This window comes from Shewanella sp. LC6 (genome assembly GCF_006385735.2).
Taxonomy (GTDB): Bacteria; Pseudomonadota; Gammaproteobacteria; order Enterobacterales; family Shewanellaceae; genus Shewanella; species Shewanella xiamenensis.
The window spans coordinates 3,816,042-3,842,777 of record NZ_CP043902.1; the positions used below are offsets into that span (position 1 = coordinate 3,816,042).

At 45.9% G+C, this 26,736-nt stretch carries 23 protein-coding genes; 6 read left to right on the forward strand and 17 right to left on the reverse strand.

Going from position 1 to position 26,736, the window contains the following annotated elements:
• Positions 1-57: 57 nt before the first annotated feature.
• The 6 genes from FJD32_RS17145 to FJD32_RS17170 all read right to left on the reverse strand — a co-directional run bounded on the left by FJD32_RS17145 (position 58) and on the right by FJD32_RS17170 (position 6,466).
• Positions 58-1,059 carry a Fic family protein gene (locus FJD32_RS17145; RefSeq protein WP_140907602.1) on the reverse strand — a complete coding sequence of 334 codons (1,002 nt, stop codon included), beginning with the start codon at positions 1,057-1,059 and terminating at the stop codon, positions 58-60.
• Positions 1,059-2,288, reverse strand: coding sequence for a restriction endonuclease subunit S (locus tag FJD32_RS17150; protein WP_140907603.1), 1,230 nt, complete (start codon positions 2,286-2,288; stop codon positions 1,059-1,061). Before FJD32_RS17150 ends, FJD32_RS17145 begins: the two co-directional genes overlap by 1 nt.
• Positions 2,285-3,844, reverse strand: a complete 1,560-nt coding sequence (locus FJD32_RS17155; RefSeq protein ID WP_140907604.1) for a type I restriction-modification system subunit M — start codon at positions 3,842-3,844, stop codon at positions 2,285-2,287. Before FJD32_RS17155 ends, FJD32_RS17150 begins: the two co-directional genes overlap by 4 nt.
• Positions 3,845-3,913: 69 nt before the next feature.
• Positions 3,914-4,867 (reverse strand): WYL domain-containing protein, encoded by a 954-nt coding sequence (locus FJD32_RS17160; protein WP_084998269.1) that lies wholly within the window; start codon positions 4,865-4,867, stop codon positions 3,914-3,916.
• A 317-nt stretch (positions 4,868-5,184) separates the two neighbouring features.
• Positions 5,185-5,484: a hypothetical protein gene (locus FJD32_RS17165; RefSeq protein ID WP_084998271.1), complete on the reverse strand. Its 300-nt coding sequence runs from the start codon at positions 5,482-5,484 to the stop codon at positions 5,185-5,187.
• Between the two features lie 73 nt (positions 5,485-5,557).
• On the reverse strand, positions 5,558-6,466 hold the full coding sequence (locus FJD32_RS17170; protein WP_084998274.1) for a 3'-5' exonuclease: 909 nt from the start codon (positions 6,464-6,466) through the stop codon (positions 5,558-5,560).
• A 654-nt stretch (positions 6,467-7,120) separates the two neighbouring features.
• Between FJD32_RS17170 and umuD the strand changes: the two genes are divergently transcribed.
• Positions 7,121-7,570 carry a translesion error-prone DNA polymerase V autoproteolytic subunit gene (gene umuD, locus FJD32_RS17175; protein WP_001963830.1) on the forward strand — a complete coding sequence of 150 codons (450 nt, stop codon included), beginning with the start codon at positions 7,121-7,123 and terminating at the stop codon, positions 7,568-7,570.
• 7 nt (positions 7,571-7,577) lie between these two features.
• Positions 7,578-8,846, forward strand: coding sequence for a translesion error-prone DNA polymerase V subunit UmuC (umuC, locus tag FJD32_RS17180; protein WP_001963828.1), 1,269 nt, complete (start codon positions 7,578-7,580; stop codon positions 8,844-8,846).
• A 10-nt stretch (positions 8,847-8,856) separates the two neighbouring features.
• Here umuC and mobI read toward each other — a convergent pair whose 3' ends face one another.
• Positions 8,857-9,300 (reverse strand): conjugative transfer protein MobI(A/C), encoded by a 444-nt coding sequence (gene mobI / locus FJD32_RS17185; protein WP_032479290.1) that lies wholly within the window; start codon positions 9,298-9,300, stop codon positions 8,857-8,859.
• A gap of 464 nt (positions 9,301-9,764) precedes the next feature.
• On the opposite strand from mobI, the gene FJD32_RS17190 reads away from it, so the two are divergent.
• The 3 genes from FJD32_RS17190 to FJD32_RS17200 are packed head-to-tail and all read left to right on the forward strand — an operon-like array spanning position 9,765 to position 12,254.
• On the forward strand, positions 9,765-10,739 hold the full coding sequence (locus FJD32_RS17190) for a ParM/StbA family protein (RefSeq protein ID WP_032479291.1): 975 nt from the start codon (positions 9,765-9,767) through the stop codon (positions 10,737-10,739).
• Positions 10,740-10,741: 2 nt separating this feature from the next.
• Positions 10,742-11,011, forward strand: coding sequence for a hypothetical protein (locus FJD32_RS17195; protein ID WP_032479292.1), 270 nt, complete (start codon positions 10,742-10,744; stop codon positions 11,009-11,011).
• Between the two features lies 1 nt (position 11,012).
• Positions 11,013-12,254, forward strand: a complete 1,242-nt coding sequence (locus FJD32_RS17200; RefSeq protein WP_025441390.1) for an integrase family protein — start codon at positions 11,013-11,015, stop codon at positions 12,252-12,254.
• Positions 12,255-12,270: 16 nt separating this feature from the next.
• On the opposite strand, the gene FJD32_RS25310 is transcribed toward FJD32_RS17200, so the two are convergent.
• From FJD32_RS25310 to pnp, 5 genes are all read right to left on the reverse strand, one after another.
• Positions 12,271-12,465: a DNA-binding protein gene (locus FJD32_RS25310; RefSeq protein ID WP_000127614.1), complete on the reverse strand. Its 195-nt coding sequence runs from the start codon at positions 12,463-12,465 to the stop codon at positions 12,271-12,273.
• Positions 12,466-12,681: 216 nt separating this feature from the next.
• Entirely contained in the window at positions 12,682-13,896 is a 1,215-nt protein-coding gene (locus tag FJD32_RS17205) for a HipA domain-containing protein (RefSeq protein WP_032479293.1), read from the reverse strand.
• Entirely contained in the window at positions 13,889-14,209 is a 321-nt protein-coding gene (locus tag FJD32_RS17210) for a helix-turn-helix transcriptional regulator (RefSeq protein ID WP_032479294.1), read from the reverse strand. The genes FJD32_RS17205 and FJD32_RS17210 overlap by 8 nt, the downstream gene beginning before the upstream one ends.
• Before the next feature lie 951 nt (positions 14,210-15,160).
• The gene (gene nlpI / locus FJD32_RS17215) at positions 15,161-16,063 is read right to left on the reverse strand and encodes a lipoprotein NlpI (protein ID WP_037429687.1); all 903 of its coding nucleotides are present in this window, start codon (positions 16,061-16,063) and stop codon (positions 15,161-15,163) included.
• A 191-nt stretch (positions 16,064-16,254) separates the two neighbouring features.
• Complete coding sequence (pnp, locus tag FJD32_RS17220; RefSeq protein ID WP_037429689.1) at positions 16,255-18,354, reverse strand: polyribonucleotide nucleotidyltransferase; 2,100 nt, start codon at positions 18,352-18,354, stop codon at positions 16,255-16,257.
• Positions 18,355-18,549: 195 nt separating this feature from the next.
• On the opposite strand from pnp, the gene FJD32_RS17225 reads away from it, so the two are divergent.
• Complete coding sequence (locus tag FJD32_RS17225) at positions 18,550-20,604, forward strand: EAL domain-containing protein (protein WP_140907605.1); 2,055 nt, start codon at positions 18,550-18,552, stop codon at positions 20,602-20,604.
• Between the two features lie 86 nt (positions 20,605-20,690).
• Here the strand turns inward: FJD32_RS17225 and rpsO are convergent, their stop codons facing one another.
• The 5 genes from rpsO to nusA all read right to left on the reverse strand — a co-directional run bounded on the left by rpsO (position 20,691) and on the right by nusA (position 26,731).
• Positions 20,691-20,960 carry a 30S ribosomal protein S15 gene (rpsO, locus tag FJD32_RS17230; RefSeq protein ID WP_037415266.1) on the reverse strand — a complete coding sequence of 90 codons (270 nt, stop codon included), beginning with the start codon at positions 20,958-20,960 and terminating at the stop codon, positions 20,691-20,693.
• Positions 20,961-21,085: 125 nt separating this feature from the next.
• Positions 21,086-22,039, reverse strand: a complete 954-nt coding sequence (gene truB / locus FJD32_RS17235) for a tRNA pseudouridine(55) synthase TruB (protein WP_037429691.1) — start codon at positions 22,037-22,039, stop codon at positions 21,086-21,088.
• Entirely contained in the window at positions 22,039-22,482 is a 444-nt protein-coding gene (gene rbfA, locus FJD32_RS17240; RefSeq protein WP_037429693.1) for a 30S ribosome-binding factor RbfA, read from the reverse strand. The genes truB and rbfA overlap by 1 nt, the downstream gene beginning before the upstream one ends.
• A gap of 66 nt (positions 22,483-22,548) precedes the next feature.
• The gene (gene infB, locus FJD32_RS17245) at positions 22,549-25,206 is read right to left on the reverse strand and encodes a translation initiation factor IF-2 (RefSeq protein ID WP_037415258.1); all 2,658 of its coding nucleotides are present in this window, start codon (positions 25,204-25,206) and stop codon (positions 22,549-22,551) included.
• A 25-nt stretch (positions 25,207-25,231) separates the two neighbouring features.
• Positions 25,232-26,731 carry a transcription termination factor NusA gene (gene nusA / locus FJD32_RS17250; protein WP_037415246.1) on the reverse strand — a complete coding sequence of 500 codons (1,500 nt, stop codon included), beginning with the start codon at positions 26,729-26,731 and terminating at the stop codon, positions 25,232-25,234.
• Positions 26,732-26,736: the final 5 nt, after the last annotated feature.

Below are 26,736 nucleotides of genomic sequence, written 5' to 3' on the forward strand. Positions count from 1 at the left end.
ACATCCTTTTTTGTTAGCCGTGGTGTTTTCCAAAATGGAACCAGCCACTGCATCGCATTATTCAGTGACTTGCCAATGGCCGGTTTTATCTGAACCTACCCGAGTTAACCTGCCTTCTTTTTGTAGTTTGCTAATGGCGCGACCAATGGTTCTAACGTCTTTATTCAAGGTATCGGCGAGTTGTTGTCGGGTTAGCTCGGGCGTGTTACTGAGCAATGCTAAAATAGCCTCAGGCGTTTTAAGGCCCGTTACATTGATAAGGGTATTTACAGGGGCGTTTTGACCTTCCTTTAGAAGGGCGTTTACAGAGGCGTTTTGTGCTAGCGTTTGCTGAATAACCGACAACATAAAATGAATAAACGGCGTACTGTCTGCTTGGTTATCAGCCTGCTCAAGGGCGTGATAATAGGCTTGCTGATGGTCTTTAATCACACTTTCTAGTGGCAAAGATAAAAACAACGGATGCCACTTGGACAAAATCAGTGTTTGCCATAACCGCCCCATTCGGCCGTTACCATCGGCAAAGGGGTGAATAAACTCAAATTCGTAATGAAATACACAACTGGCGATCAATGGGTGATCTTTTGTTTGCTTAAGCCATTGGAGTAAATCTGCCATTAAACCGGATACCTGATGCGCAGGCGGCGCAACATGGTGCACCACACCACCTTTATGGATACCCACGCCTTTACTGCGAAACTCACCGGCATTCACAAGAATATCTGACAGCATTAAACCGTGCGCCGTGAGTAAATCGTCAATGGCGCTAGGCGTAAAAGTAGGCAGTGCATCATAAGCGGCAATCGCGCCTTTTACCTCGGCCAGCTCACGCACGCTGCCCAGCACAGGTTTACCCTCAACAATGGCGGTGATTTGTTCTTCAGTTAAGCTATTGCCTTCAATCGCCAGCGTGCCAGTAATGGTTTTAATGCGATTTTGCTTGCGCAGTTGCGGCGAGGCATTGAGCTGGCTGGCATTTAATTCACCCACCTGCTGGCTGATTTGTGCCACCAAGTTCAAAATATCGGTGGTGATGGTAAAAGGTGGTTGATAGGCCATTAGGCTGCCTCATCTGAATGAGATTTCGGCCCGCCTGCCGGACTGGCAGGGAAACTCAATAACAGGTCACGATAATACTCGTATTGCTTTTGACGTAGCTCGATTTCGCGGGGGAGACCTTCTTGCAGCGAAGTTGTTAACGTGTCGAATTTGTTTAAAATTTTGGCTATCTTTCTTTGCTCAGAAATAGTTGGGACGTTAATAGTCAAATTAGCTAAATTTCCTACTGCAAGACCGGGTTGCGCTGATTGTGATTTGTATTGGTTTAAGTTCATGAAAGTAAGCATATGAAAAGCCCAATCTATATCGATCTCTTCCTTCGGAGTACAAACAACCGCGTGTTCTGTCGCATAAAATTTGCCTTTAGCCCGCTTTACATTTCCACACAAAGCACCTTGCCTACCTATCAATGCATAATCGCCTTCATGGCTGTATTCTTGAACAAACCCACGCGAGCCATTTCCACCGAAACAAATGTATTTATGCTCAGCATTTTTAATTGCAGAGATGTCTTTTGCTTTAATGTGCTTACCAGCACGCATATCAAGAATTTCACCTAAAGTAGCTGTCTTACTAGAAGGAAGTTCTGAAGCAAGTAGCTTTTCGCGGTAGTAGTTGTATTGTTTTTTGCGCATGTTAAGCTCGGCGGTCAGCTCGGCGGTCATGGCGGTAAATGCGTCCAGAATACGCACTATTTCAGCTTGTATTGCCAGCGATTTTTCTGGGTTATTTGGGCATGGGATGGGGATTTGAATCTTTGCCATATCGGTCGCAGAAACATCAATAACTTTAGTTCCTTTTGCAAGTTTTCTCTTCGCGGAAAAAAAAGTAGATGTTTGCGTGAAATACGCAAAGTATTTGCCGATTATAAGTTTATTGGGTTTAAAGATGGTTGCGTGTCCACCTGTAACCGCTTCTGAGTTACCCAGATAAACTAAAGCCTTTCCCACGTCCTCAAGGTTTTCGCTTGTATTTGTGATAACAACATCACCTGTGTTTACCTTTTTTAGTTTTCTGGCTGTTTCAGGCGAAACGTAAGATATCGTTGTTTCGGTAGAAAGCCCGTAATGAGTGTAAATCTGTCCGTAATGAATAGCAGGCACACCCGAAGTCGTAAAATCGGCTTTTGGTAAGCCATTTCCACGGACTAACTCGCCTAGCTCAGCCAGCGCTTTCCACTCCACCTCTACACCATCCAACAGCTTTTCCATAAAGCTAATATTGCTCATGCCTCAAGCTCCTCACCTTCAATTTCCGCCACGATGACATCAATATCACTGCGAAGCTTATCGATTTTTGCAACAGTGGTTTTTAGATCTCGATTGAGTTCAGTAATATTTGTGACTACGCGATTATCTTTCGCTTCTACATAACTGCTCACCGAAAGGTTGTAGCTGTTGCCTGCGATAACATCCAAATCAACGGATTTGGCAAAGTGATCCACGTCCTCTTTGCTGGCAAACACCTTCATGATGTTTTCGATGTGTTCGTTGGTGAGGGTGTTGTTGTTGGTTTCTTTTTTAAACAAACCGCTGGCATCGATAAACTGGGTGGTGGTGTCGGTTTTGTGTTTAGACAGCACTAAAATATTTACCGCAATGGTGGTGCCGAAGAATAGATTAGGTGCCAGTGAAATCACAGTTTCAACATAGTTGTTATCAACCAAGTACTGGCGAATTTTTTGCTCAGCACCCCCACGGTAAAAAATACCGGGGAAGCAAACAATGGCTGCACGACCTTTGCTTGATAGGTAACTCAGTGCATGAAGCACAAAGGCAAAGTCGGCTTTTGATTTCGGCGCCAGCACACCAGCGGGCGCAAAGCGGTCGTCGTTGATTAGGGTTGGGTCGTCGCTACCCATCCAGTTAATCGAGTAAGGCGGGTTAGAGACAATGGCATCAAAGGGTTTGTCATCTAAAAAGTGCGGTTCGGCTAAGGTATCACCCAACTGAATATTGAACTTGTCGTAGTTAATGTTGTGCAAAAACATGTTCATACGCGCTAAGTTGTAGGTGGTGTGATTGAGCTCTTGACCCCAAAAGCCATCTTCAATAATATGCGCATCAAAGTGCTTTTTAGCTTGTAAGAGCAACGAGCCCGAACCCGCCGCAGGGTCATAGATTTTATTGACACTGGTTTGGCCGTGCATGGCAAGTTGCGCGATGAGTTTTGAAACATGCTGAGGCGTGAAAAATTCACCACCGGATTTACCCGCATTGGCGGCATAGTTTGAAATCAGAAACTCATAAGCATCACCGAATAAATCAATTTGATTGTCTTCAAAATTACCGAAGGTTAAACCTGCCACGCCTTTTAACACAGCTGCCAAGCGTTTGTTTTTTGCCTCTACCGTATTACCCAGACGATTACTGGTGGTATCAAAATCCGCAAACAAGCCTTTGATGTCTTTTTCTGAATCATAGCCATTGGCTGAGTTTTCAATTGCAGCAAAAATAGCGGCTAAGTCTGTGTTTAAATTTTCGTTCTTGTGCGCATTTGCCGCCACATTGCTGAACAACTGGCTAGGGTAAAGAAAATAGCCTTTGGTTTTAATGGCATCTTCTTTAGCAAACTTGATGTTTTCATCATCGTCAGACATGGCAGCATAATTAACGCTCTCATCTCCGCCTGTGATGTAGTTGACAAAGTTTTCACTGATAAAACGGTAGAACAGCGTACCCAGTACATATTGTTTAAAATCCCAACCATCCACTGAGCCTCTTACATCGTTGGCAATCGCCCATATTTGGCGTTGAAGTTCGGCACGTTGTTGTAAACTTGTCATTTGTTAATTCCTGCTTTTAATTCGTCATAATTCGTTTATGGGTTATGCAATATTCACTGTCGTCGAACATCATTCGTTAAACCCTGGAGCTAAATTCAAATTTCCGACCCCGTAGAGTGTCGGAGTATTCTTTAACCAAAGTTGGTATTCAGTGCCTTGAAGGCTGTGTGCTTTGGAACAATCCACATGCCATTGGCGAAGCAAATACCCAGCGGTTGCCGCTCTAATCTCAAGCTTTAGAACGCCACCCGTCATGCCATAGTCCAGCTCTATCGCTTCGCTGTGCTCAATACGTGGATGCGGCACTAACTCTAGCTCTACAAAGCGGTTCCATTGCCGGTCCTGGGTTTCTAGTTCGGCTTCAGATAACCTTGAGTCTTCAAGTACAACCGCTGCTTTAATTCGGGTCAGTACAAAGTCACGGAACTCATTATGCTTGCGGTCAAAACCACGAACATGCCAACGCAGGCCATTGTCCACCAGCGTATGCGGCACAATTTCACGCGTGGTTTCACCGCTCGATAACGATACATAGGTGATACACAAGGCTTTGCCTTTGTGAATGGCCTCGGTGACTTTCGCTACTATCGATAAACTCGGCTTGTTAAGGTGATAAGGCGCTTCACAAGCCAGTGGTGGTTTTACCTTTCCAGTGAAACCATCACCGTACCCTTGGCTAATGGTTGCCAGTGTTCTCACAACGTCGTAGTCGAACAAGGATTCAAATGCTTCACCACGCTTATGCAACTTGAGCTTTTGGTCATACTCAATGTTGCCTGGTGCAAGCTCTCGGTACATTGTGAAGTCTTTCGTTGCTTGTGCAGCAGCTATGCTGAACCGATCTACTAAGTCTGCCCGTACCGCTTCTCCCTTAAACAATAAGGTGAAATCGATATGGGCAATGCGATCCCTTGTTGCTTGTGGCAACTGCGCTATCTGCGAAAGCCTATCTGGCTTTCCTTTCGCACTTTCTTTAGCGAGTGAACTCGCTGCTACCGTTTGTTTCAGACCATCATTTGTCATGCGTCTTGTTTATCCAATTCAACCAGTTTCTTAAAACTCTGTTTATAAAGTACGGTCAGACATCGCGTAATCACATTGAATAGTGTCACTCAATGCTGCTCTTTATCCGCAATGACTTAGCAGTCTCTACCGGTTGAAGCTGAACAGATGACCATAAAACACTGAATAGGCTTCAACCTAATTAATTTTATTAGGTGTCATCCTATCACAAATTGTTTTGTAGGGAAGAGTAAGCGGCAACTTTTTGATCTGGATTGCAATTGCCGCTGAGTCATGAGCGTGAAGACCTTGTTTCGTGCCAATGCTGATAGCCGCTATCAATGCGCTACCCGAACCAGTGGCACCACGATGTTACCGCGATGAGATCCCCCTTTGTCCGACTCTGTAGACATCGGGACTCGTTGCTCACTTTCCCGAATGCGCCTAGCAACTTCTGCCTGGGCTGGTAGCAATGGCAGCATCCCTTCAGCAATCGCGTCTGGGGCAGACTCTTGGCCACAGGACATCAAGTGCTTCCATGGATCTTTAAGAAAGCGCTCGAACGTGATGCCAAATTCAATGATGCGGGCAGAGATGAAGATTTCGCCCCAGTATTTAATGTAGGTGTCTTGGTACATGGAAAGATTCCTCTTATTGGTTAAACCATGAGTTCACTTTCCATTTTCCAGAGATTTTCAAATATGCAAGAGGCTATGACAAAGCTTTAAATCGATTGCGGGCATCTTTGTAGTCATAGTGGGCATGTTCTGAGCCACGATGATACAAATCATCCAGGTAAGTTTGTTCCTGCGGCAACTCGTCTTCGCTGATTTCGCGCCACCAATGTTTGTTGGCACCTTTAACACCGTCATGCCAGCGGTAACCGCGCTCTTTTAAATAGTCCTTTACGTCAAACGGCGCACCAAACGCACGAACTAACACAGTTCGCCTATCTGCTTCAGACAACAAGTTTGCAACAGACTCGGGCAACAAATGGAACAACCAAGCCATCGCCAAACAATCGGTTGCAGCTCGGTGTCCTTCATAAAACCAACCTAAGCGAAGCAGCAGGTACTCAAGCTTTCGACTTTCAAAGCCCAGTGCTTTCCAATCTATGCCACTGGCTGAACAGGCCCAAGATAGATGGCCTAATGCGGCAAACCGCTTTTCAAAGAAAGGACGATCAAACTGAGCATTATGCGCGACCACCAGCGGATCATCGGATAACCAACTCGCTACCAGTGAATCATCAATGTGCTGGCCTTGCACCATATCATCGGTGATACCGGTTAACTCGGTAATCAGCTCGGGGATTGGCTTGCCGGGATCTTCATACAAGCTGATCACATCAACAATCGACACAATCCGCTGAGCCGATGGGCTGTAAAGCACCTTAACCATACCAAGCTCAATAATGGACTCGTCATCAGCAGACAGTCCGGTTGTCTCTGTATCGAGCAGCACCATCGGTTGTTCATCACCGACCATAGGAGAAAGTTCAAGTGGCCAAGTCTGCGGCTCACGCGTTAATGGAATGCGCTCCAGCAATCTAAAATCTTCTGGTCTGTCTGGGATATCCGCGAGGCGCTCTAGCGGAAATGGCGCAGGGGCTCTTGTCATTGATAGTTCCTCTTCAATTCTATTGTTCGCTTTGGGTTATTTCACTGTGCCCTGTCCGTTTATAAACGCATTTGTACAAAATGCACCTTGGATACCTCAGCGTTTTTTTTTCTTTCTACTGGGTGAACCCATGTATAAAGGCTTTGACTAAGCCTTTCAGAAAGCCTTAGCTAAACCCTTTAGGTAACCCTTACCGATACCCTTTACGTATGGCTTAGCCAACCCCTTTTCAAACGGTTGCAAAAGGCTTGAACCGAGTTCGACTGAGCATTTTAATGGTGCTCCTAACTTCGCTTTAAGCCAGTAAATTCAATACGAAGCAGAATTTTACTAACTGTTTTTAAACCCTTTGCAAAGGGTTCAATAAGCCTTGTTTGACGGTTACTTGACCCATGCGTTAACCAGTAGCAGTAACAGGATCAGTAACAGAAACAAGAGCAGTAGGCAGAAGCAGTATTGTCCAAGCCTTGCAGGCTTTGACGAGGGCGAGCGATCCCCCACATCAAGCTTTTCAACACAAAAAAGAAATCACCGACAACACAGCGTCTTACTCGAACAACTACAGTTTTACCTACAATTTTACTTGTAGAAATCAGCATAGCATTAGATACTGTATAAACAAACAGTATCAATTGCGATTTTTCGAGGTTCGTCATGAGTGTCTCGCTGATAGGCCGTAGCGGCGCACTTGCCTTCATCAAAGCCAAGCGCCTTCGTATTCCATTGTTCATGGAACGTGTTTCTGCTGGTTTTCCCTCACCAGCGCAGGATTATGTTGAGCAAACGCTCGACCTCAACGAGCTGTGCATCAAGCGACCGGCTGCAACGTTCTTTGTGCGTGTTGAAGGTGATTCAATGATTGATGCCGGGATTCACCCAGATGATATTTTGGTGGTTGATCGCTCTGTCCAAGCCGAACACGGTGACATTGTCATCGCAGGTATCCATGGTGAACTCACGGTAAAGGAGCTTCAACTAAGGCCGTGCGTCATGCTGATCCCAAGAAACCAGGCGTATGAGCCCATTCATATTCCTGAAGGGACAGAGTTAGAGATATTTGGTGTGGTCACCAATGTGGTGCGAAACATGCGCCGTAAGTCGTGACGATCCCATGCCTGTATTTGCCTTGGTGGACTGCAACAACTTTTACGCCAGTTGTGAGAAGCTGTTTCGTCCTGATTTAAAGGATACGCCGGTTGTGGTGCTGTCCAACAATGACGGCTGCGTGGTTGCACGGTCGCGTGAAGCTAAGTTACTCGGTATAAAAATGGGCGTACCCGTCTTTCAGATCAAATCTGAAATGCAGCGCCATGGCATTTTGGCATTTTCGTCCAACTACGCTCTGTATGCAGATTTGAGCAGTCGAGTGATGCGCACTTTGGAGGAGATGGCACCACGAGTAGAGGTTTACTCTATTGACGAAGCGTTTTTGGATTTAACCGGTATTGAGTCTGCCATATCTCTTGTCGAGTTCGGACAACAAGTGCGAGAGCGCATAGGCCACTGGATTGGGATCACCGTTTGTGTAGGCATTGCACCGACTAAAACACTCGCCAAACTGGCTAACCATGCAGCCAAGAAGTATCCAGCCACTCAAGGGGTTGTAGACCTGACCAATCCAGATCGGCAACGTCGATTGCTCTCATTAGTCCCAGTTGATGATGTTTGGGGCGTTGGTAGACGGCTTTCTAAGCGTTTAAATGCGTTGGGTATCACCACAGCCTTAGACCTCGCCAATGCCTCTCCTAGAGCTATCAGAGACCAGTTTTCGGTGGTTTTAGAGAGAACCGTCAGAGAGCTCAATGGTGAGTCGTGCATTGAACTTGAAGAGATCCCGCCAACTAAGAAGCAAATCGTCTGTAGCCGTTCATTTGGCGCAAAAGTAACGCAATTTGAATTGTTACGTGAGGCCGTATGTGAATACGCAACCCGCGCCACTGAGAAGCTACGCAAAGAACAGCAGCAAGCCAAAGTGATGACCGTGTTTATACGAACCAGCCCCTTTAAGGACAACGAGCCGCAGTACAGCAATTCCGCATCCGGTGAGTTACTGATCCCCAGTTGCGATACGCGGGATTTTATCGAGCTGGCCAATCACTTACTCAAGCGAATTTGGAAGGATGGTTTTCGTTATGCCAAAGCGGGCGTCATGCTGTCTGACTTTTACGATCCAGGCATGTTTCAACCAGGACTATTCGATGACGTATCGACCCGCTCCAATAGCCAGCAGTTAATGTCTGTATTGGACACCATTAACCAAAGCGGTGCCGGAAAGGTTTTCTTTGCTGGACAAGGTACGAAGAAAGATTGGTCGATGAAGCGAGAACATTTGTCTCCCGCCTACACAACACGCTGGGACCAGTTGCCGCGAGTGAAGTAGCGCAGTTAACTCAATAGGCATTCACTCTGCGACGCAGCATGTTGAGCTTATCAACTTGGCGTCGAATATCACTGAAGAATTCTTCTTTCTCCATGGCCAGCGCTAACTCCCATTCTTTGGCCAAACCTTGGCAGTCCAAAAATGAGTATCTCAGCTTCGTCTTTGAGATACGCAGCCCCTTGCTAAATACCACGCGCTTGCCTCGTTGACCGTGAAAACTGTTGATGTACCACTCTATGCCAAAGCCATACTTAAAGTCTCTGATACGGACACCAAGCAGCCCCCAATCTTTAAAGGGCGCATTTTCGCGAACCTTGTAATGGGTAACCCAAAAGTCATCAACTTCAGCTCGTGCCAGCGCTTTTAGCCTGTCTGTTTCTTGCTGAAGTAAATCTGATACCTCTGCTTTCCATTGTTCATTGACGATTTCTACCAAACCAATTTCCCCATCCAATTAACCCCAAAAGCCAAAACCACTATCCGTTTGGCTTTTGGATCGAAACGCCAAACGTAAAACTGCCGTAACAATCACTGTTTGGCGTCTCGATATAAATCAACTCGCGCAATCCCATACCTGACAAGGGATACAGCCCGATTTAACTTAAAAACGCCTAAAACGACGTATCGTCATGAAGATACAAACCGTTTGGCGAGTTCAGGCCAGAATGCAAACGACGTTTGGCGTCTCGATTTTTTTGACTAGGTCATCCGCCGCCAAACAGAGCCTATTCTCATACTTTTGCGAAAATGCAATAGGCAGATAGATGAAAGGATTTGTCACCTTTCTGCCCACCGCCAGTGCACCGAATCCTGATAATGACATTTGAGTGAACCGCCAGAGCACTTGGAAATGCCCAAGCGTGGCCAGTGCGGTTGATTGAAAACCGTTAGAGCACTTTGAGTGCACAGGAGATAAGTATGTTTGTACTAGGCGTAGATATCGGTTACTCAAACCTGAAGCTGGCAATTGGCCAATCAGGCAGTGAACCGAAAACCATTATTCTGCCTGCGGGTGCCGGTCCTGCGGATCGTATGCCAGAGCGTATCGGTGGAGGCGATGATGAAACTTGTTTGTATGTGTCAGTCGATAACGAGCGTTGGGCCGCTGGTGTTCCTGCTGGACGACTTCAAGGCTGGGAACGAGAGCTTCACCCGGAATATCCCACCACAAAAACCTATAAGGCACTTTTTCATGCCGCCTTGTTAATGGCTGAAACAGAATCCATCGATTTGGTTGTCACTGGATTACCGGTTTCCCAGTTTCATGAACCACAACGTAAGTCTGACCTTGTGCAGCGTTTAAAAGGTGTCCATCAAGTGACGCCTAAGCGCAGCATCACAGTTCATGACGTCAGAGTGCTGCCGCAGCCTGCCGGTGCCTATATGGATCTGGTTCAAACAGGTGGAGATTTGGGCTTGATTGAAGAAGGTCGCGTCGTCGTCATAGATCCCGGCTTTTTTTCTGTTGACTGGGTTGCCCTTGAGGCCGGAGAAATTCGCTACAGCTCATCAGGAACCAGTCTTCAGGCAATGTCCGTGCTACTGGAAACCATTGATAAGCTGATTTCGGAAGATCACGGTGCCAAAGTAGGTATGGATCGACTTGAAAAAGCCATGAGAACCAGCGACTTGCAGGTGCTGCTGTTTGGAGAAAAGGTCGATATTTCACCTTATCTGAATGCTGCCATGAAAAAGGTAGCGCCTGTTGCTCTTACAGCCATGCGCCAATCCATGCGCGACGAAAGCATTAATGCGGACTTGGTATTGATCGCCGGAGGTGGAGCCATGGCTTATAAGGAAGCGGCCAAGGAGATTTTTTCACGAAGCAAGATCATCGTGCCGGAACAGTCTGTTTTGGCGAACGTCCGAGGCTTCTGGTTTTATGGGGCCTGATTATGAGAGTTGTCGTCAACATTCCCCCAGGGAGCCACCCTGAACTGCTCAAAGAATTGGAAAAGACGCCACCACGGGAACGCGCTGAGCGTCTGCGGATGCTGGCCACCTTTGGGTTAATTCAAATGAGCCAACCCAATCTATCCACTACATCTGCACCGGTGGATGGCCATGCACCAGAAGTTGAAATTACTTCTGTGAGTACAGCGCTAGAACCCAAAGCAGAATCACGTAAACAATCATTAAAATCAAAACTAGGGCTGGGCTTATAACATGGCGTTATCAGTTAGCTGGCTCGATGCCAGGTTAAATAAAGAAGCAAAAGAAACCGTAGTAAAAGCCGACCGTGATGGGCTAAGTGCTCGGGTATCGCCCAAGGGCAAAATTGTTTTTCAGTTTCGTTATCGTTTCGATGGCAAGCAACAGCGGGTAGACATTGGTACTTACCCACTTATGAAGCTTGCTGAAGCTAGGAATGAGCTGGATAGGTTAAGGGCGGTACTTGATCAGGGCCGAAACCCCAAGCTCTACCTACAGCAGGAACGGGCCAAGTATTCTGCCAACCAAAGCTTCGAATCGATTTTTCGAGACTGGATAGACTCTGCCGGTAAGCAAGGGCTAAAGGAGAAAACGTGGCACTACCAAAAACGCAGCAGTGAAATATATTTGCTGCCCCGACTTGGCAAGTACCCATTAACTGACATCAATGAATTGTCCTTGCGAAACTGTCTTCGTGAGGTTTCGGAGTCGTCCCCTTCGAACACAGAGCGCCTAGTGTCTGTGCTGCATAAGTTTTATGACTGGCTGATTGATGAACAAATTTTGGAAATTAACGCTGCCGCAGGGATCACAGCAAAGAAAGTCGGCGGCAAGAAAGGCAAACGAACTCGGGTGCTAAATGACAACGAGATCAGGATACTTTGGCGCTATTTGCACGAGTCAAAAATCACTGAGAAGAACCGCATCTACATAAAACTGCTTCTGCTATTGGGCGGTCGCAAGGGCGAACTCATTCAAGCTGAAAAGCATCACTTTGACTTGCAATCTGCAATGTGGACAGTGCCCATAGAGATCCGCAAACAAGGTGAGAAAATTGGAGCGCCGATCATGCGGCCATTAATTAAACCAGCTATCGAGCTGATTGAACTGGCGATGCAAATGAGCAAATCAACTTACTTGTTTCCCGCGAACGGACAAGAAGAGCTTGCCACAAATGGCTTTGATACCACTATTCCTAACAATGTGAAAATCTGGGCTCGCAGATCGCTTGGTATTGAGATGGAACACTGGTCTATGCATGATCTTCGCAGAACGATGCGAACGCGAATGTCAGCCATCACCACGCAAGAAGTTGCCGAGTTGATGATTGGCCACAGCAAAAAAGGGTTGGATGCTATCTACAACCAATATCAGTACCTGGATGAAATGCGTCATGCTTACGACGTTTGGTATCAACAGCTAGAGACCATCATCGAGCCGACAGGCTTTCCGTTCAACTGGCGTTTCGGACAATAAAATAAAAGAAAGAGGCTCAGTCCTCTTTCTTCTCATACTCCTCCAAATCTTCAATGTGCCACAGCTTGTTTCGTGTATTTCGGTTGATACGAGGTTGCGGCAAGCTACCATCTTTTATTCTTCGCCAGAGCGTCGTATAGCTAATGTGGTAACGAGCCATCACTTCGTAAGATGTTAGAAAAGGGGTTACCTGGTGCGCTACTGCTGTCATCTGCATTCTCCTGAAAATCAATGTAAAGCTATCATCGCCTGATTCATCACTTGTTGATGGTCAGAAAGATGCATGATTTGTTCAGAAGATCAGCCTTATCATGACACCGGTATCATTGTGCAGTTTACCAAATTTCCAGTTTACGGCGAAAAGCGCCGTAAAATCGCATTAAGTTAAACCATCTTTATCGATATGCACGCTCTAGCTACTAGGAATTCAGCGTAGCGGTATACTTCGTAAGTGCATTTCGATGGCTTCAATCACTGACTTAGTGAGGGGTAAATGCGCTTTTTCTTTCGCCCATACCTCATGGAAGCCTGCTACAGTTTGCTTTGCAGTATCTAACACCAATTTTTCTGGCAACATGGCTTTAGCCGCTAAGTGTGATAGCTCATCCAGCGTGAAATCGCTGAATCTCTTGCTACGGCTCACCTTCAGCGATGCACTATCATCGGGGATATAAGGAATGGTTGAAACAAAGTCATAAGCAGGCGCAATCGATGCGGTGCGCTTATCTTTGTAGATCACAGACCAATTCTTCAAATGCATATCAGCATTACCAATTAGAGTATTGAACACCAATCGGCGAGTAAATTCAGCAATGTCTTCGTCTTGCCCTTCAATACCGATAACATGAGCAATATTGCGCATACTGGCTTTTTTGTATTTATCTTGAGGATAAACACCAAACACTTGCGCAAAGTCCTCAATGTGAACAGCTTGACCATCTGCACGGTCAAAACGCTTAATCACAAACGCACTGTCACCAAATTTGCCAATGCCATTGGGGATATTAGCAATCCGATTAATGGGGAGTAGCTGCGTTTCTGGCACGTCCATTCCCAACATTCGAGCCAGTTCCATCATCGAATATTCATTTTCTGGCACAGCTTCAAACCGAGACGACGGTAATTTTACAATCCAAGAGCCACCTTGACCGGTTGCTGGGATCGTCAAACCGCCATTTGCCTGCTGCACAGCTGAAAACTTCAACTGCACTCCCGCCAATGAAAAACGCATTGGCTCATCTGTTTTCGTTTCATCTTCTATGTCTTGATGCACACTAGGTGGTAAAGCTTCACCATCCGCAGGCACAACCGTGATTGCGCCTGCCAAATCCTGTCCCAGTACCCACAATAGAAAAAACTCCCGCGCTGGATTAACACCGGCACGCTCTGCCAGGTAATTTCGCATGGTTTCTTCTGGCAAAAGGTTAGAGAAAAACGGGGTTAACTTGGTTTGGGTCGGTTTGAAGCTAGTCAGCAAGCCACCTAGCGAATCTTTAAAGCCAAGCCCTAACACAGGCCGTGATTCATCATTAATGTACGAATCCATAAAGGCAAAAATCGTTCTGTCATTGCCCACGTTGGTGATCGTTGCAATGGGTTCACCGTAAAGCAAAACGTTGAGCGTAGAGACATGGTTAGTCATCGTCGTCTTCCTCTAACTGATATGCGGGCGACATTGGCTCACCCTCGTCGCTGATGCCGTTAATACCTTGTCCACTTCGAATGATCGACTTGATGGCAGGTACAGATTTTTTAGGCGCAACCAATAGCTCTAGGTCTAGTACACGGGCAAGTGCAATCAAACTGGATATTCTTAAATCAACACTGCCAGACTCGATTTTCGAAATATGGCTTTGAGGCACCCCCGAACGAGCACTTAACTCTCTCTGGCTAAACCCCTTTCGTACCCGAGCTTCTCGAAGACTTTTGAGTATCTGCTCTGTTACATAGCTCATTTTGATACGCCTTAATGCATCACTTAAGAATAATTATATACAAAAACATATCACAGTGGCTCAAATAATACAAATTCGATTAGCTATTACACATCAAAAGCCATGAACTGATACATAATAATATATAAGTAGAATGAGATTTTTGTCATCGACAAAAGAGCGATACTCTCGCTGATAATCGCGAACTGACGCATCAAACTCCCTAAGTACTTTTGTCGCTCAGACCTTATACAGCAAGGGCTACAGAAGAACTCGCGTCAAATCGCCAGAAGATAAGTGCAACAAAGAGGAAGTTTGTACACAGTTACAGGAAATTTTGTACACACAAGTCGAAAAACAAGTGCAAAATGATGGTGTAAACAGCAACTAAATTTGAAGGTAAGTCTGATATCTCAATTAGAAATAACCGTATTGGTTCGCTTCAAGCATCTTCAAAAACAAACACTAGAGCAAAAATTACACCAACAATAGACTCCCTCATTAAATTTTGTAATTTGGCACAGAAGAAAACATTTACCAAAAAAAGAGACTCTTTTTAACGGTAGTACTTTTTACGTCAAACCCAGTAACGACAAGGCCTACAGCCAGGTTTGTGTCATGGAATTTTCGCCAAAGACCTCTAAAACGGAATTTGTACTCAAGTTTGTACACACTTTCCGAGATTACGCTTGAACATCATTGAAAAGCAAAGAAACGAGAAAAAGACAAAAAACCTTTAAATTCAGTAAGTAGAGATGTGATTGTGGTGTGCAATGAAAGGTGATTTTAAGCGTTGAAAGGCTGGGTGGCATCAGGGTGCGATATAATCGCGAAGGTGCGACGTTTATCGACCTCTACTTTATTGTCTGACATTTAACCTATGCACTCGTATCGCTAAAAAAGGCGCAAATTATAGCGCCTCAGTGCGAGCTTGGCTAGGCAAAGCCCAAGATGAGCCTCGGGCGATAAGACTTATTTTGTGCCTTCGAGCAACCCTTTGACCTTTGCCAGCTCAATTCGCGCATATCTGTGCTCAACAAAGTCATAAATATTAGTCGCAAGGGCGAGACGGAAATAATTTGCAGCCTCTTGATATTGCTTATTGGCAATAGCCATTTTGGCAAGATAGAAATAAGCTTCACATAAACGTTCAGCATATTCTTTAGGATGAGTGAGGCCTAACTTGGCATCGGCAAATACCTGTTCACGACTCTTAACGCCCAGATAATAATCAACAATCACGGTTGACCATGCATCCGCTTCAAGCCCCTTACGGTGTTCCTGTAGCTGGCGTTTAGCCTCAACGGCATTATCCTTTGATTGGATCAAATACAACCATAATGCTCGGTAACCATCTTTATTATCGGCAGCATAGAAGGATTGCATATCTTTTAAGGCAAGATCGTTACGGTCACCATAATAAAGCGCGATACCACGATTCAAGTAGGCATAATCATAGTTTGGCGATAACTCTAATACACCATCAAACGCCTCATAGGCACTATCGTATTCCCCCTCTTGGGTATAATAAATACCAAGGAAATTATAGGCATCGGCTAAGTCGGGTTGCAATTTTAGCGCTTGCATAAAATCGATGCGCGCCATTAAACGCAAGCCCACACTGTCGTAAATTACCCCACGATCGTAATGGAAACGAGCGCGCTGCTCGTTGGTCAATTCAACAGCTGATAAAATCTCATTGAGCTTAGCAAGGGTCACCTCGACTTTATAATCAGTCATCACCGGGGCGATAACCAATTTACCTTCAACGTCATTTTGGTTGTCTAAGGGGGATTGAGTGGTCGCACATCCAGCCAACATCAAGCTGGCACCCGCCAGCACAGCAACAACAGCGGTTCTAATTTTAAGACTCATCCATTTCTACCTTTTTAGATTCCCAACTCACGCAGAAGAATGTTCATGATAGCAATCCCACAACTGGACTGCTATTGAGGAATAGCATTAAACACAACTTTATTAAACCCAAACAAACAAAAAGGAGATCAATTGATCTCCTTTTAGTCACGTCACGTCGAAACTGACACCGATAATGTCTGTTTAGACCATTATTCAGCAGCAGACTCTTTAGTCTGTGCTTCTTTGATTGACAGTCTTACACGGCCTTGACGATCCACTTCCATCACTTTAACGGTGACTTCTTGGTTCAGTTCAAGGTGGTCTGAGACATTAGCAACACGCTCATCGCTGATTTGCGAAATGTGCACTAAACCATCTTTACCTGGCAGAATGTTAACGAAGGCACCGAAGTCAACGATACGGATAACTTTACCGTTGTAGATACGACCCACTTCAACTTCTGAAGTGATTTCTTCGATACGACGAATAGCTTCTTTGGTGGCTTCGCCATTAGAAGAAGCAATTCTTACTGTACCGTCATCTTCAAGCTCGATAGTCGTGCCAGTTTCTTCGGTCAGTGCACGAATTACCGCGCCGCCTTTACCGATAACATCACGGATCTTCTCTGGGTTGATCTTGATAGTTGTGATACGTGGAGCATGGTCAGAGATATCATCACGGTGCGAACCAATCGCTTGATCCATCACGTTTAGGATATGTACACGTGCGCCATAGGCTTGTTGCAGTGCAATTTCCATGATTTCTTTGGTAATACCTTCGATCTTGATATCCATCTGCAGTGCAGTCACACCGTCACGGGTACCGGCTACTTTGAAGTCCATGTCACCTAAGTGGTCTTCATCACCTAAGATGTCAGACAGAACCACAAAGTCATCGCCTTCTTTCACTAGACCCATAGCGATACCCGCTACAGAAGTCTTGATAGGTACACCCGCATCCATCAGCGCAAGAGACGTACCACAGACTGATGCCATAGAGCTTGAACCGTTAGATTCAGTGATTTCAGAAACCACACGCACACTGTATGGGAACTCTTCAGCAGATGGCATTACTGCGTTGATACCGCGCCATGCTAACTTGCCGTGGCCGATTTCACGACGCTTAGGTGAACCCACCATACCTGTCTCACCAACAGAATAAGGAGGGAAGTTGTAGTGCAGCATGAAGCGGCTAGTGCGCTCGCCCATAATGCTATCAATCTTCTGTGCGTCACGCTCAGTACCTAAAGTACAAGTCACCAGCGCTTGGGTTTCGCCACGGGTAAACAGTGCACTACCGTGGGTACGTGGTAATACGCCTGCCAATACGCTTAATGCGCGAATCATATCTGGCTCACGACCATCGATACGCGGCTCACCACGGATGATGCGACCACGAACTACTTTCTTCTCTAAGCTACCGAGCAGACCATCAACTTCACGTAAATCAATATTAGGATTGCTTGCTAATAACGCTTCTTTCGTTGCAGCTTTAACTACAGCAACTTGAGCATAACGATCTTGCTTTACTTGGATTTTATACGCATCGCCTAAACCCGCTTCAGCAAGCGCTTTGATTTGAGCAACCAGCGTTTCATCTTGCACTGGAGCAGTCCAATTCCAAGCTGGTTTACCGGCTTCTGCTTTGAATTCAGCAATCGCTTTGATAACCACTTGTTGTTGGTCGTGACCATAAACCACTGAGCCTAACATCACTTCTTCTGGTAAGGCTTGAGCTTCTGACTCAACCATCAATACCGCGCTCTCAGTACCTGCAACAACCAAGTTTAGTTGGCTGCTTTCTAACTGAGTCACTGTTGGGTTCAGTACGTATTCGCCATTGATGTAACCCACACGCGCCGCACCTAATGGACCGCTGAATGGAATACCCGAAATGGCAAGCGCCGCCGAAGTACCGATCATCGAAATAATATCCGGCTCGATTTGTGGATCGACAGATACCACAGTGATGATAACTTGAACTTCGTTGGTGAAACCATTGGGGAAAAGAGGACGAATTGGACGGTCGATCAGGCGAGCGATTAATGTCTCATCTTCTGAAGGACGGCCTTCACGCTTAAAGAAACCACCAGGAATTTTACCCGCTGCGTAGCTCTTTTCTTGATAGTTAACAGTCAGAGGAAAGAAGTCACGGCCTGCATCGGCTTCTTTTTTACCTACAACAGTGACTAACACTGTCGTGTCACCCATACTCGCTAACACGGCTGCATCAGCTTGACGCGCTATAACGCCTGTTTCCAGGGTGACTGTATGTTGACCATACTCAAAACTCTTTACAATTGGATTCACGTGACCCATTCCTTAATTAATGACCTTGAATTACGCGCGTAAGTATACTGCAATTATGAACCATAGATAAAGAGCAGATAATGATGACAAACTGCTATCTTTTCACTAAAGTGGTTAAATCAACAAAGAGTTATGCTCTACAGTGATATAGGCAATCCCCTCTGGTGAAAAATAACAATTAAAAGGAAGATCTGAATGACGGGTCGTTTTAAATCCCTAACTTGGAAACAGACTAACCTCGTCGTTTTTACTGCGTTATTTTTTGCTATCGCTATTTTTATTGTTGAAATTGCCCTTGTGGTGGTATCCACCAAACAACAACTCACTACCACTCAACAGGAATTGCTCGATTCGGTAGAACAACCTTCAGCTAACGCCGTTTGGGCACTAGATGATAATCTCGCTAGACAAACCTTAGAAGGTGCAATAAAAGTTGAGCATGTCGGCTCAGCAGTCATCGAACTCGATGATGGCTCCATGTTTGTGTCAGTGAGTAATAATCAGAAAACCAGCTCACAAACTTTTATAAGCCTCAGCAATAAACTGTTTGATGATCTTAAAGAAATTTCACGCCCACTGTATCGTCCCTTCTATTTCGAAGGCACACAAAAACAACAACTTATTGGCACATTGACTATTTTCTATGACACACAGGAACTGACTAATACCCTCTTTAGCCAACTCAGGTTTAGTTTTTTTGCAACCTTAGCCCGTGCACTTTTGCTCACCTTGGTATTATCTGTCGTCTTCCACCGCTTCTTAACCCAGCCGATAGCCCGGATAAGTGAAGCAATCGATAAAATCGCACCCGATTCGCCCGACGAAAACCTGCTCCCCATGTCCAATGCACATAAGGATGATGAATTGGGACTGGTAACGTCGAAATTTAATCAGATCTTAATTCAATTTAGTCAAACCCAGTCAAAACTTCGAAAAATGGCAACACGAGATCCACTCACCGGATTGCCTAATCGTACTTTACTGCTCGAAACAATTGCCGTCACAATCCAACGCTCTAGAGTACACAAACGTAGCTTTGCCCTGATGTTTATCGACCTAGATCGCTTTAAAAATATTAATGACTCCCTAGGACACGCCCTTGGCGATCAATTCCTCGCCCGTATCGCGCGCATCCTCGAACGTGTAGTGGGTGATAAAGGCACTGTATCTCGCCTAGGCGGTGATGAATTCGTTATTTTAGCCGACTCAGTTCACTCTCCAGACCAAGCTGCTGACTTTGTCGATAAACTCTTAGTGCAACTTAATGTCCCCATCCAATTAAATGAACACGCGATTCACCCTGCGGCTTCTATCGGAATATCTATCTATCCTGAGGATGGAAATAGCGCCGAAGATCTTATCCGCCATGCTGATATTGCGATGTACAGTGCAAAAGCGGCAGGTTCTAATCAATGGGCTTTCTTCAAACAGCAAATGACAGAACGAGCTGCGGTTAGACTTCGGACAGAAGCATCACTACATGATGCACTGAAAAATAATGAATTTCTGCTCTACTTCCAGCCTAAGCTTGATCTGCAAACAGGTAAAATTACCGGATGTGAAGCCTTAATTCGTTGGCAAAAAGAGGGCCGCTTAATTAGTCCCATGTCCTTTATTCCGGTGGCAGAAGAAACCGGCATTATTATCCCTATCGGTCGTTGGGTGATAGAGCAGAGTTGCCGAGTACTCCGGGAGTGGCAGAAGAAATATAACTATGCCATTCCTATCGCAATTAACGTCGCCTCACAACAATTTGCCGACGCAAGCTTAGTCTCTGATATCAAACAAATGGCGCTACGATACCAAATTCAACCCGAGTTATTAGAAATAGAGATTACTGAAACCTCATTAATGAATGATATAGAACTTGCTATCAACAAATTAGAGCAACTTAAATCGGCAGGATTTGGTATCGCGGTAGATGATTTTGGTACTGGTTATTCCTCCCTCTCTTACTTACGCCATCTGCCAATCACCACTATGAAAATTGACCGCTGCTTTGTTTCCGATCTTCCCAAGGATAGTGCAATTGCATCAACAATCTTGATGTTAGGTAAGCAATTAAACCTAACTATTGTGGCTGAAGGGATTGAGAACGAGCTGCAACTCGATTGGCTTAAGAGTAATGAGTGCCAGATAGGTCAAGGCTTTTACTTTAGCCAACCTTTACCACAGGCTGAGTTTGAGACGCTATATATTGCCAGTCAAACTGCAACCATTAGTAATATTGATGGATTACGTGGTGCCTAATGTACTGAGGATATAGTTCAACATACTGAATTTTAGGCAATAAAAAAGGAGGCTAAGCCTCCTTTTTTACGTTAATCGACGAGAGATTAACGACGTAAACCTAACTTTTGGATCAGCTCATTGTAACGTGTAGCTTCGGTACGCTTCAGGTAAGCTAATAACTTACGACGAGCGCTAACCATACGTAACAGACCACGACGTGAGTGGTGATCGTGAATGTGCTCTTTGAAGTGATCTTGCAAATGGTTGATTTGAGCAGTTAACAGCGCAACTTGAACTTCAGTTGAACCAGTGTCGTTTGCGCCACGGCCAAATTCAGCCAGGATTTTTGCTTTCGCTTCAGTACTTAGTGACATGTGTCTCTCCAAATATAAAATGTGAATCCCTAGCCGATCACTAACTCAGCCAGAGGGCGCGCTATTCTACCCATAATCTTTGGCATGCGCAATAAAAGCGGTGGAATAATATCCGAGCAAATCCATTAAGATGCTTTAGGTTCGTCGTGAATAACGACTAAACGCTTCGGGGCCAGTAAGCCATCATCATTCATCTCACCGATACCAACAAAACGACGTGCAGTCCCTAAGGTAATCCGTACCAGCTTATTTGCTTCTAAGTTCGCGACTCGCACCGCTTGACCTTGCATTAAGTAAGCTGCACTCGCATCAGGGACATTGACCTCAGGAAAATCGGCAACCGCCGTATCCATAGGTAACAGTAACGAATCCAACAAACTGCTTGGATCAAGTTGTTGTTCCTGTGCTTTAGCGACTAAGGCTTCTAGCTGCTCAAGAGTGACCATTTTATCGTAGGGATAATGTGCAACTTGAGTACGGCGCAGCATGATCACATGGGCGCCACAACCGAGCATTTCGCCTAAATCGTCAATAATAGTGCGAATATAAGTGCCCTTAGAGCAATGAATGTCTAAGGTTAGCTCATCGCCTTCTAGACCGATGAAGTTCAGTTCAAAGACAGTGATTGGACGCGCCTCACGCGGCACTTCAATCCCCTCTCGGGCATACTTATACAAGGGTTGGCCTTGATATTTGAGCGCTGAATACATGGATGGCACTTGCAAAGTATCGCCACGGAAATGCGCTAAGGCAGACATTAACTGCGCCTCTGTAAACTCGAGCGGGCGTGTTTGTACGACTTCGCCGTCTGAGTCGCTGGTATCGGTACGTTGCCCTAGTTTTGCCGTGACCAGATAACGCTTATCCGAATCGAGCAAATGCTGGGAAAACTTAGTCGCTTCACCTAAACAGATTGGCAGCATGCCCGTCGCCAGTGGATCGAGCGCCCCCGTATGCCCCGCTTTGTTGGCATTAAAAAAGCGCTTTACTCGCTGTAATGCAAAGTTGGAGCTCATGCCAGTGGCCTTGTCCAACAATACAATACCGTCAATAAAGCGGCCCTTTGAACGTCTTGCCATTACGCTTTACCTTCGGTGTCATCGCTCTCGTCAATGTCATTATCAACAACACCATCTTCAGCACTACCAAACTGTTGTTGTTTGGCTTTATCGCTGTTGATGACTTGGCTGACGAGATTAGACATACGCATGCCTTCAACCAATGAGCTGTCGTAAACAAAGCGAATTTCTGGCATCACGCGCAATTTCATGCGGCCTGCCACTAAGGTGCGAATATAAGGAGCGGCAGCAATCAGCGCGTTCAGCTTTTCTTGCACAACTTCTTTGTCTTCTTCAAAGAAGGTGACAAAGACTTTGGCGTAACTTAAATCGCGAGAAACATCAACGTCATTGACGGTCACAAAACCAATACGGGGATCTTTCATGTCGCGTTGTAGGACAACAGCCAGCTCTTGCTGTAACTGCTGGCCTATACGACGTGTACGACTGAATTCTTTTGCCATAATAGAGTTACCATAATAGCTAATGTCATTAAATTGAAAGGGCAGCTAATGCCGCCCTCTTTATCGTTACAGTGTACGTGCCACTTCGACGGTTTCGAATACTTCGATTTGGTCACCCACGCGGACATCGTTGTAGTTCTTAACACCGATACCACATTCCATGCCATTTCTAACTTCGTTAACGTCATCTTTAAAGCGACGTAATGATTCGAGTTCACCTTCGAAGATCACCACGTTATCACGCAGAACGCGAATTGGTGCGCTACGCTTGATGGTGCCTTCAGTCACCATACAACCAGCGATTGCGCCCAGTTTTGGTGATTTGAACACGTCACGAACTTCAGCCAGACCGATAATCTGTTGTTTGAATTCAGGTGACAGCATACCTGTCATCGCCGCTTTCACTTCATCAATCAGATTATAGATAACGCTGTAGTAACGTAAGTCAACACTTTCGTTTTCGATAGTCTTACGCGCTTGCGCATCGGCACGCACGTTAAAGCCAACCATAATCGCGTTAGAAGCCGCAGCTAAAGTCGCGTCGGTTTCGGTCAGAGCACCTACACCTCGAGCGATGATGTTTACTTTCACTTCGTCGGTAGACAGACCCATTAAGGAGTCGGTAATCGCTTCGAGTGAACCTTGAACGTCTGCCTTCAGAACGATGTTCAGTTCTTTCACTTCGCCTTCGGTCATGTTCGCGAACATGTTTTCCAGCTTAGACTTCTGCTGACGAGCTAATTTCACATCACGGAACTTGCCTTGACGGTACAGCGCGACTTCACGGGCTTTACGCTCGTCACGCACAACGGTTGCTTCATCACCGGCTGATGGCACACCTGACAGACCTAAAATCTCAACAGGGATTGATGGGCCAGCTTCAGTGATTGAACGGCCGTTCTCGTCTTTCATCGCACGGATTTTACCGTACTCTAAACCACATAGAACGATGTCACCTTGGCGCAGTGTACCTTCTTGAACCAGAATCGTTGCTACAGGGCCGCGACCTTTATCCAGTTGAGACTCAATAACCACACCAGCAGCCATACCATCACGAACAGCTTTGAGTTCAAGCACTTCAGCTTGGAGTAAGATACCCTCAAGCAAATCATCAACGCCTTCACCCGTCTTAGCAGATACGAAGGCAAACATGTTGTCTCCGCCCCATTCTTCAGACATCACGCCGTGCTGAGACAATTCGCTCTTCACGCGGTCGATATCGGCTTCTGGCTTGTCCATCTTGTTAACTGCAACAATTAATGGCACGTTACCCGCTTTAGCATGTTGAATCGCTTCAATGGTTTGCGGCATAACACCGTCATCGGCAGCCACAACGAGTACAACGATATCCGTCGCCTTAGCACCACGAGCACGCATTGCGGTAAACGCAGCGTGACCAGGGGTATCTAAGAAAGTGATCATGCCGTTTTCGGTCTCAACATGGTATGCACCAATATGCTGAGTAATACCACCGGCCTCACCCGCTGCCACTTTCGCGCGGCGGATATAGTCAAGGAGCGATGTTTTACCGTGGTCAACGTGACCCATAATGGTTACAACAGGTGCACGAGGCTCAAGCTTCACGCCGCCTTCCTCGTCACGCTCAGAAAGTACTTGTTGCTCTAATTCGTTTTCACGAATAAGTACCACTTTGTGGCCCATTTCTTCAGCAACTAATTGGGCAGTTTCTTGATCTAACACTTGGTTGATCGTAACCATTGAGCCCATCTTCATCATTTGCTTGATGATTTCAGTCGCTTTAACTGCCATTAAGTGAGCAAGTTCTGCCACTGTAACAGTTTCACCGATGCGCACATCACGGTTAACAGCAGCCACTGGCTTGTTAAAGCCGTGTGCCATTGATTCTGGCGCTGTGCTGCGGTTACGCATGTGTTTTTCGCGACCATCACGAGCATCTTTACCACCACGTTTGGTTTTGGCGGTATTTTTGTTACGCGCACGGCGGCCACGTTTTTCTTCATCCATATCAGACGAATCTTCAGCAGCGCGAGCCACTTTAGAAGTAGTGATATGGTGATCGCTATAGCGCTCAGCTTCTAAACGTTGACGCTCTTCTTCAGCCCAACGCTTAGAGTTTTCTTCTGCTAACAGACGCGCTTTTTCTGCCGCTTTGGCGGCTTCTTCGTCTTGTTTACGTTTAGTCGCAGCTTCTTGTACTGCTTTTAAACGTTCAGCTTCCAAACGAGCTGCTTCAGCTTCTGGTGACATATCTTTAGCTACTTTCACTTCCGCTGCTGCTTTCGCTTTTGCTTTCGCTTCAGCTTCTGCCTTCGCTTTCGCCTCTGCTTCCACTTTAGCCTTAGCTTCGGCTTCTGCCTTCGCTTTCGCTTCAGCTTCTGCTTTGGCCTTCGCTTCGGCTTCTGCTTTGGCTTTAGCCTCTTCTTCCGCTTTAAGCACTGCGTCACTCACATCACGTTTAACAAAAGTACGGGTTTTACGCACTTCAACTTTAACGTCTTTAGATTGACCACCATTACCGGCCACACTCAGGGTCGATACGGTTTTACGTTGCAGCGTCATTTTAGTCGGCGCATTATCGGCGCCATGTTGCTTCTTCAGATAATCCAGTAACTGCTGCTTCTCAGCTTCAGACACATTATCAGTATGGCCTTTCTTTATTCCGGCCTGAGAGAATTGCTCAATCAGACGTTCAACACTTTTACCCACTTCCGTGGCCAATTTCTCTACGGTAGTATCTGCCATCAGTTAAATCCCCCTGTTGATCGACTTATGCTTCTTCGCCAAACCAACAGATGTTGCGGGCAGCCATGATCAGCTCACCTGCTTTTTCTTCTGTCAATTCTTCAATTTCGATCAAATCATCAATGCCTTGTTCAGCCAAGTCTTCTAGAGTCACGATACCTTTGCTCGCTAAAACATAGGCTAAGTGTCTTTCAACACCTTCAAGTGCTAATAACTCTTCACTTGGCTCCACACCATCTAGTGCTTCTTCGGATGCGAGCGCTCGAGTTGAGATCGCAGCCTTAGCACGTTCACGTAATGCTTCGACGAGATCCTCATCAAAGCCATCAATTGCCAATAATTCTGACACAGGCACATAAGCCACTTCTTCGAGCGAAGTAAAACCTTCATCAGCCAGTACTTGTGCAAAATCTTCATCTACATCCAGAGATTTCATGAATAAGCTCTTCACCTTAGCGCTTTCGGCTTGGTGTTTCTTGTTCATGTCTTCCACTGTCATCACGTTCAGTTCCCAGCCTGTTAACTGAGTCGCTAAACGCACGTTTTGACCATTGCGACCAATGGCCTGAGCTAAACTTTCCGCTTCAACAGCGATATCCATTGAGTGGTTGTCTTCATCAACGATGATAGAAGCCACATCAGCTGGCGCCATGGCGTTGATCACATATTGCGCTGGGTTGTCATCCCACAATACGATGTCGACACGCTCACCACCGAGTTCATTCGATACCGCTTGCACACGTGCACCACGCATACCAACGCAAGCACCAATTGGGTCGATACGACGATCGTTCGATTTCACTGCGATCTTAGCGCGAGCACCAGGGTCACGCGCTGCGCCCATTACTTCGATCAGTTCATCGGCAATTTCCGGCACTTCAACACGGAACAGCTCAATCAGCATGTCTGGCTTAGTGCGAGTTAAGAATAACTGCGCACCGCGCGCTTCAGGACGAACAGAGTAAAGCAGTGCACGAACACGGTCACCAGGACGGAAAGATTCGCGTGAAATCAAGTCTTCACGGAATAATACGCCATCAGCATTGTTGCCTAAGTCCACAACTACACTTTCGCGGGTTGCTTTCTTAACGACACCAGTGATCAGCTCACCTTCTTTATCTTGGAACTGCTCAACCACTTGCGCACGCTCAGCTTCACGTACTTTTTGTACGATCACTTGCTTAGCGGTTTGGGTAGTAATGCGATCGAACGCCACTGATTCAATTTGGTCTTCAATAAATTCACCTGGTTGAATCTCTGGATCTTCGAAACGTGCTGCTTCCAGGGTAATCTCACGGTATGGATTTTCTAACGCAACACCGTTGTCATCGATCACCATCCAACGGCGGAAAGTTTCATAAGCGCCAGTTTTACGGTCAATAGCAACACGAACGTCGATATCACCTTCGTATTTTTTCTTGGTAGCGGTAGCCAGAGCAGTCTCCAGCGCTTCAAAAATCTTCTCGCGTGGAACGGCCTTTTCATTTGAAACCGCTTCAGCGACTAGCAGAATCTCTTTATTCATTTTGT

What these genes read in the sequence shown, in the direction of transcription:
- FJD32_RS17225 (WP_140907605.1), top strand. Translation starts at nt 18,550, where the DNA reads ATGACGGGTCGTTTTAAATCCCTAACTTGGAAACAGACTAACCTCGTC.
- truB (WP_037429691.1), bottom strand. Translation starts at nt 22,039, where the DNA reads ATGGCAAGACGTTCAAAGGGCCGCTTTATTGACGGTATTGTATTGTTG.
- nlpI (WP_037429687.1), bottom strand. Translation starts at nt 16,063, where the DNA reads ATGAGTCTTAAAATTAGAACCGCTGTTGTTGCTGTGCTGGCGGGTGCC.
- FJD32_RS17155 (WP_140907604.1), bottom strand. Translation starts at nt 3,844, where the DNA reads ATGACAAGTTTACAACAACGTGCCGAACTTCAACGCCAAATATGGGCG.
- FJD32_RS17170 (WP_084998274.1), bottom strand. Translation starts at nt 6,466, where the DNA reads ATGACAAGAGCCCCTGCGCCATTTCCGCTAGAGCGCCTCGCGGATATC.
- FJD32_RS17165 (WP_084998271.1), bottom strand. Translation starts at nt 5,484, where the DNA reads ATGTACCAAGACACCTACATTAAATACTGGGGCGAAATCTTCATCTCT.
- umuC (WP_001963828.1), top strand. Translation starts at nt 7,578, where the DNA reads ATGCCTGTATTTGCCTTGGTGGACTGCAACAACTTTTACGCCAGTTGT.
- FJD32_RS17210 (WP_032479294.1), bottom strand. Translation starts at nt 14,209, where the DNA reads ATGAGCTATGTAACAGAGCAGATACTCAAAAGTCTTCGAGAAGCTCGG.
- FJD32_RS17205 (WP_032479293.1), bottom strand. Translation starts at nt 13,896, where the DNA reads ATGACTAACCATGTCTCTACGCTCAACGTTTTGCTTTACGGTGAACCC.
- umuD (WP_001963830.1), top strand. Translation starts at nt 7,121, where the DNA reads ATGAGTGTCTCGCTGATAGGCCGTAGCGGCGCACTTGCCTTCATCAAA.
- rpsO (WP_037415266.1), bottom strand. Translation starts at nt 20,960, where the DNA reads ATGTCACTAAGTACTGAAGCGAAAGCAAAAATCCTGGCTGAATTTGGC.
- infB (WP_037415258.1), bottom strand. Translation starts at nt 25,206, where the DNA reads ATGGCAGATACTACCGTAGAGAAATTGGCCACGGAAGTGGGTAAAAGT.
- nusA (WP_037415246.1), bottom strand. Translation starts at nt 26,731, where the DNA reads ATGAATAAAGAGATTCTGCTAGTCGCTGAAGCGGTTTCAAATGAAAAG.
- FJD32_RS17195 (WP_032479292.1), top strand. Translation starts at nt 10,742, where the DNA reads ATGAGAGTTGTCGTCAACATTCCCCCAGGGAGCCACCCTGAACTGCTC.
- FJD32_RS17190 (WP_032479291.1), top strand. Translation starts at nt 9,765, where the DNA reads ATGTTTGTACTAGGCGTAGATATCGGTTACTCAAACCTGAAGCTGGCA.
- rbfA (WP_037429693.1), bottom strand. Translation starts at nt 22,482, where the DNA reads ATGGCAAAAGAATTCAGTCGTACACGTCGTATAGGCCAGCAGTTACAG.
- FJD32_RS17200 (WP_025441390.1), top strand. Translation starts at nt 11,013, where the DNA reads ATGGCGTTATCAGTTAGCTGGCTCGATGCCAGGTTAAATAAAGAAGCA.
- FJD32_RS17160 (WP_084998269.1), bottom strand. Translation starts at nt 4,867, where the DNA reads ATGACAAATGATGGTCTGAAACAAACGGTAGCAGCGAGTTCACTCGCT.
- FJD32_RS17145 (WP_140907602.1), bottom strand. Translation starts at nt 1,059, where the DNA reads ATGGCCTATCAACCACCTTTTACCATCACCACCGATATTTTGAACTTG.
- FJD32_RS17150 (WP_140907603.1), bottom strand. Translation starts at nt 2,288, where the DNA reads ATGAGCAATATTAGCTTTATGGAAAAGCTGTTGGATGGTGTAGAGGTG.
- FJD32_RS25310 (WP_000127614.1), bottom strand. Translation starts at nt 12,465, where the DNA reads ATGACAGCAGTAGCGCACCAGGTAACCCCTTTTCTAACATCTTACGAA.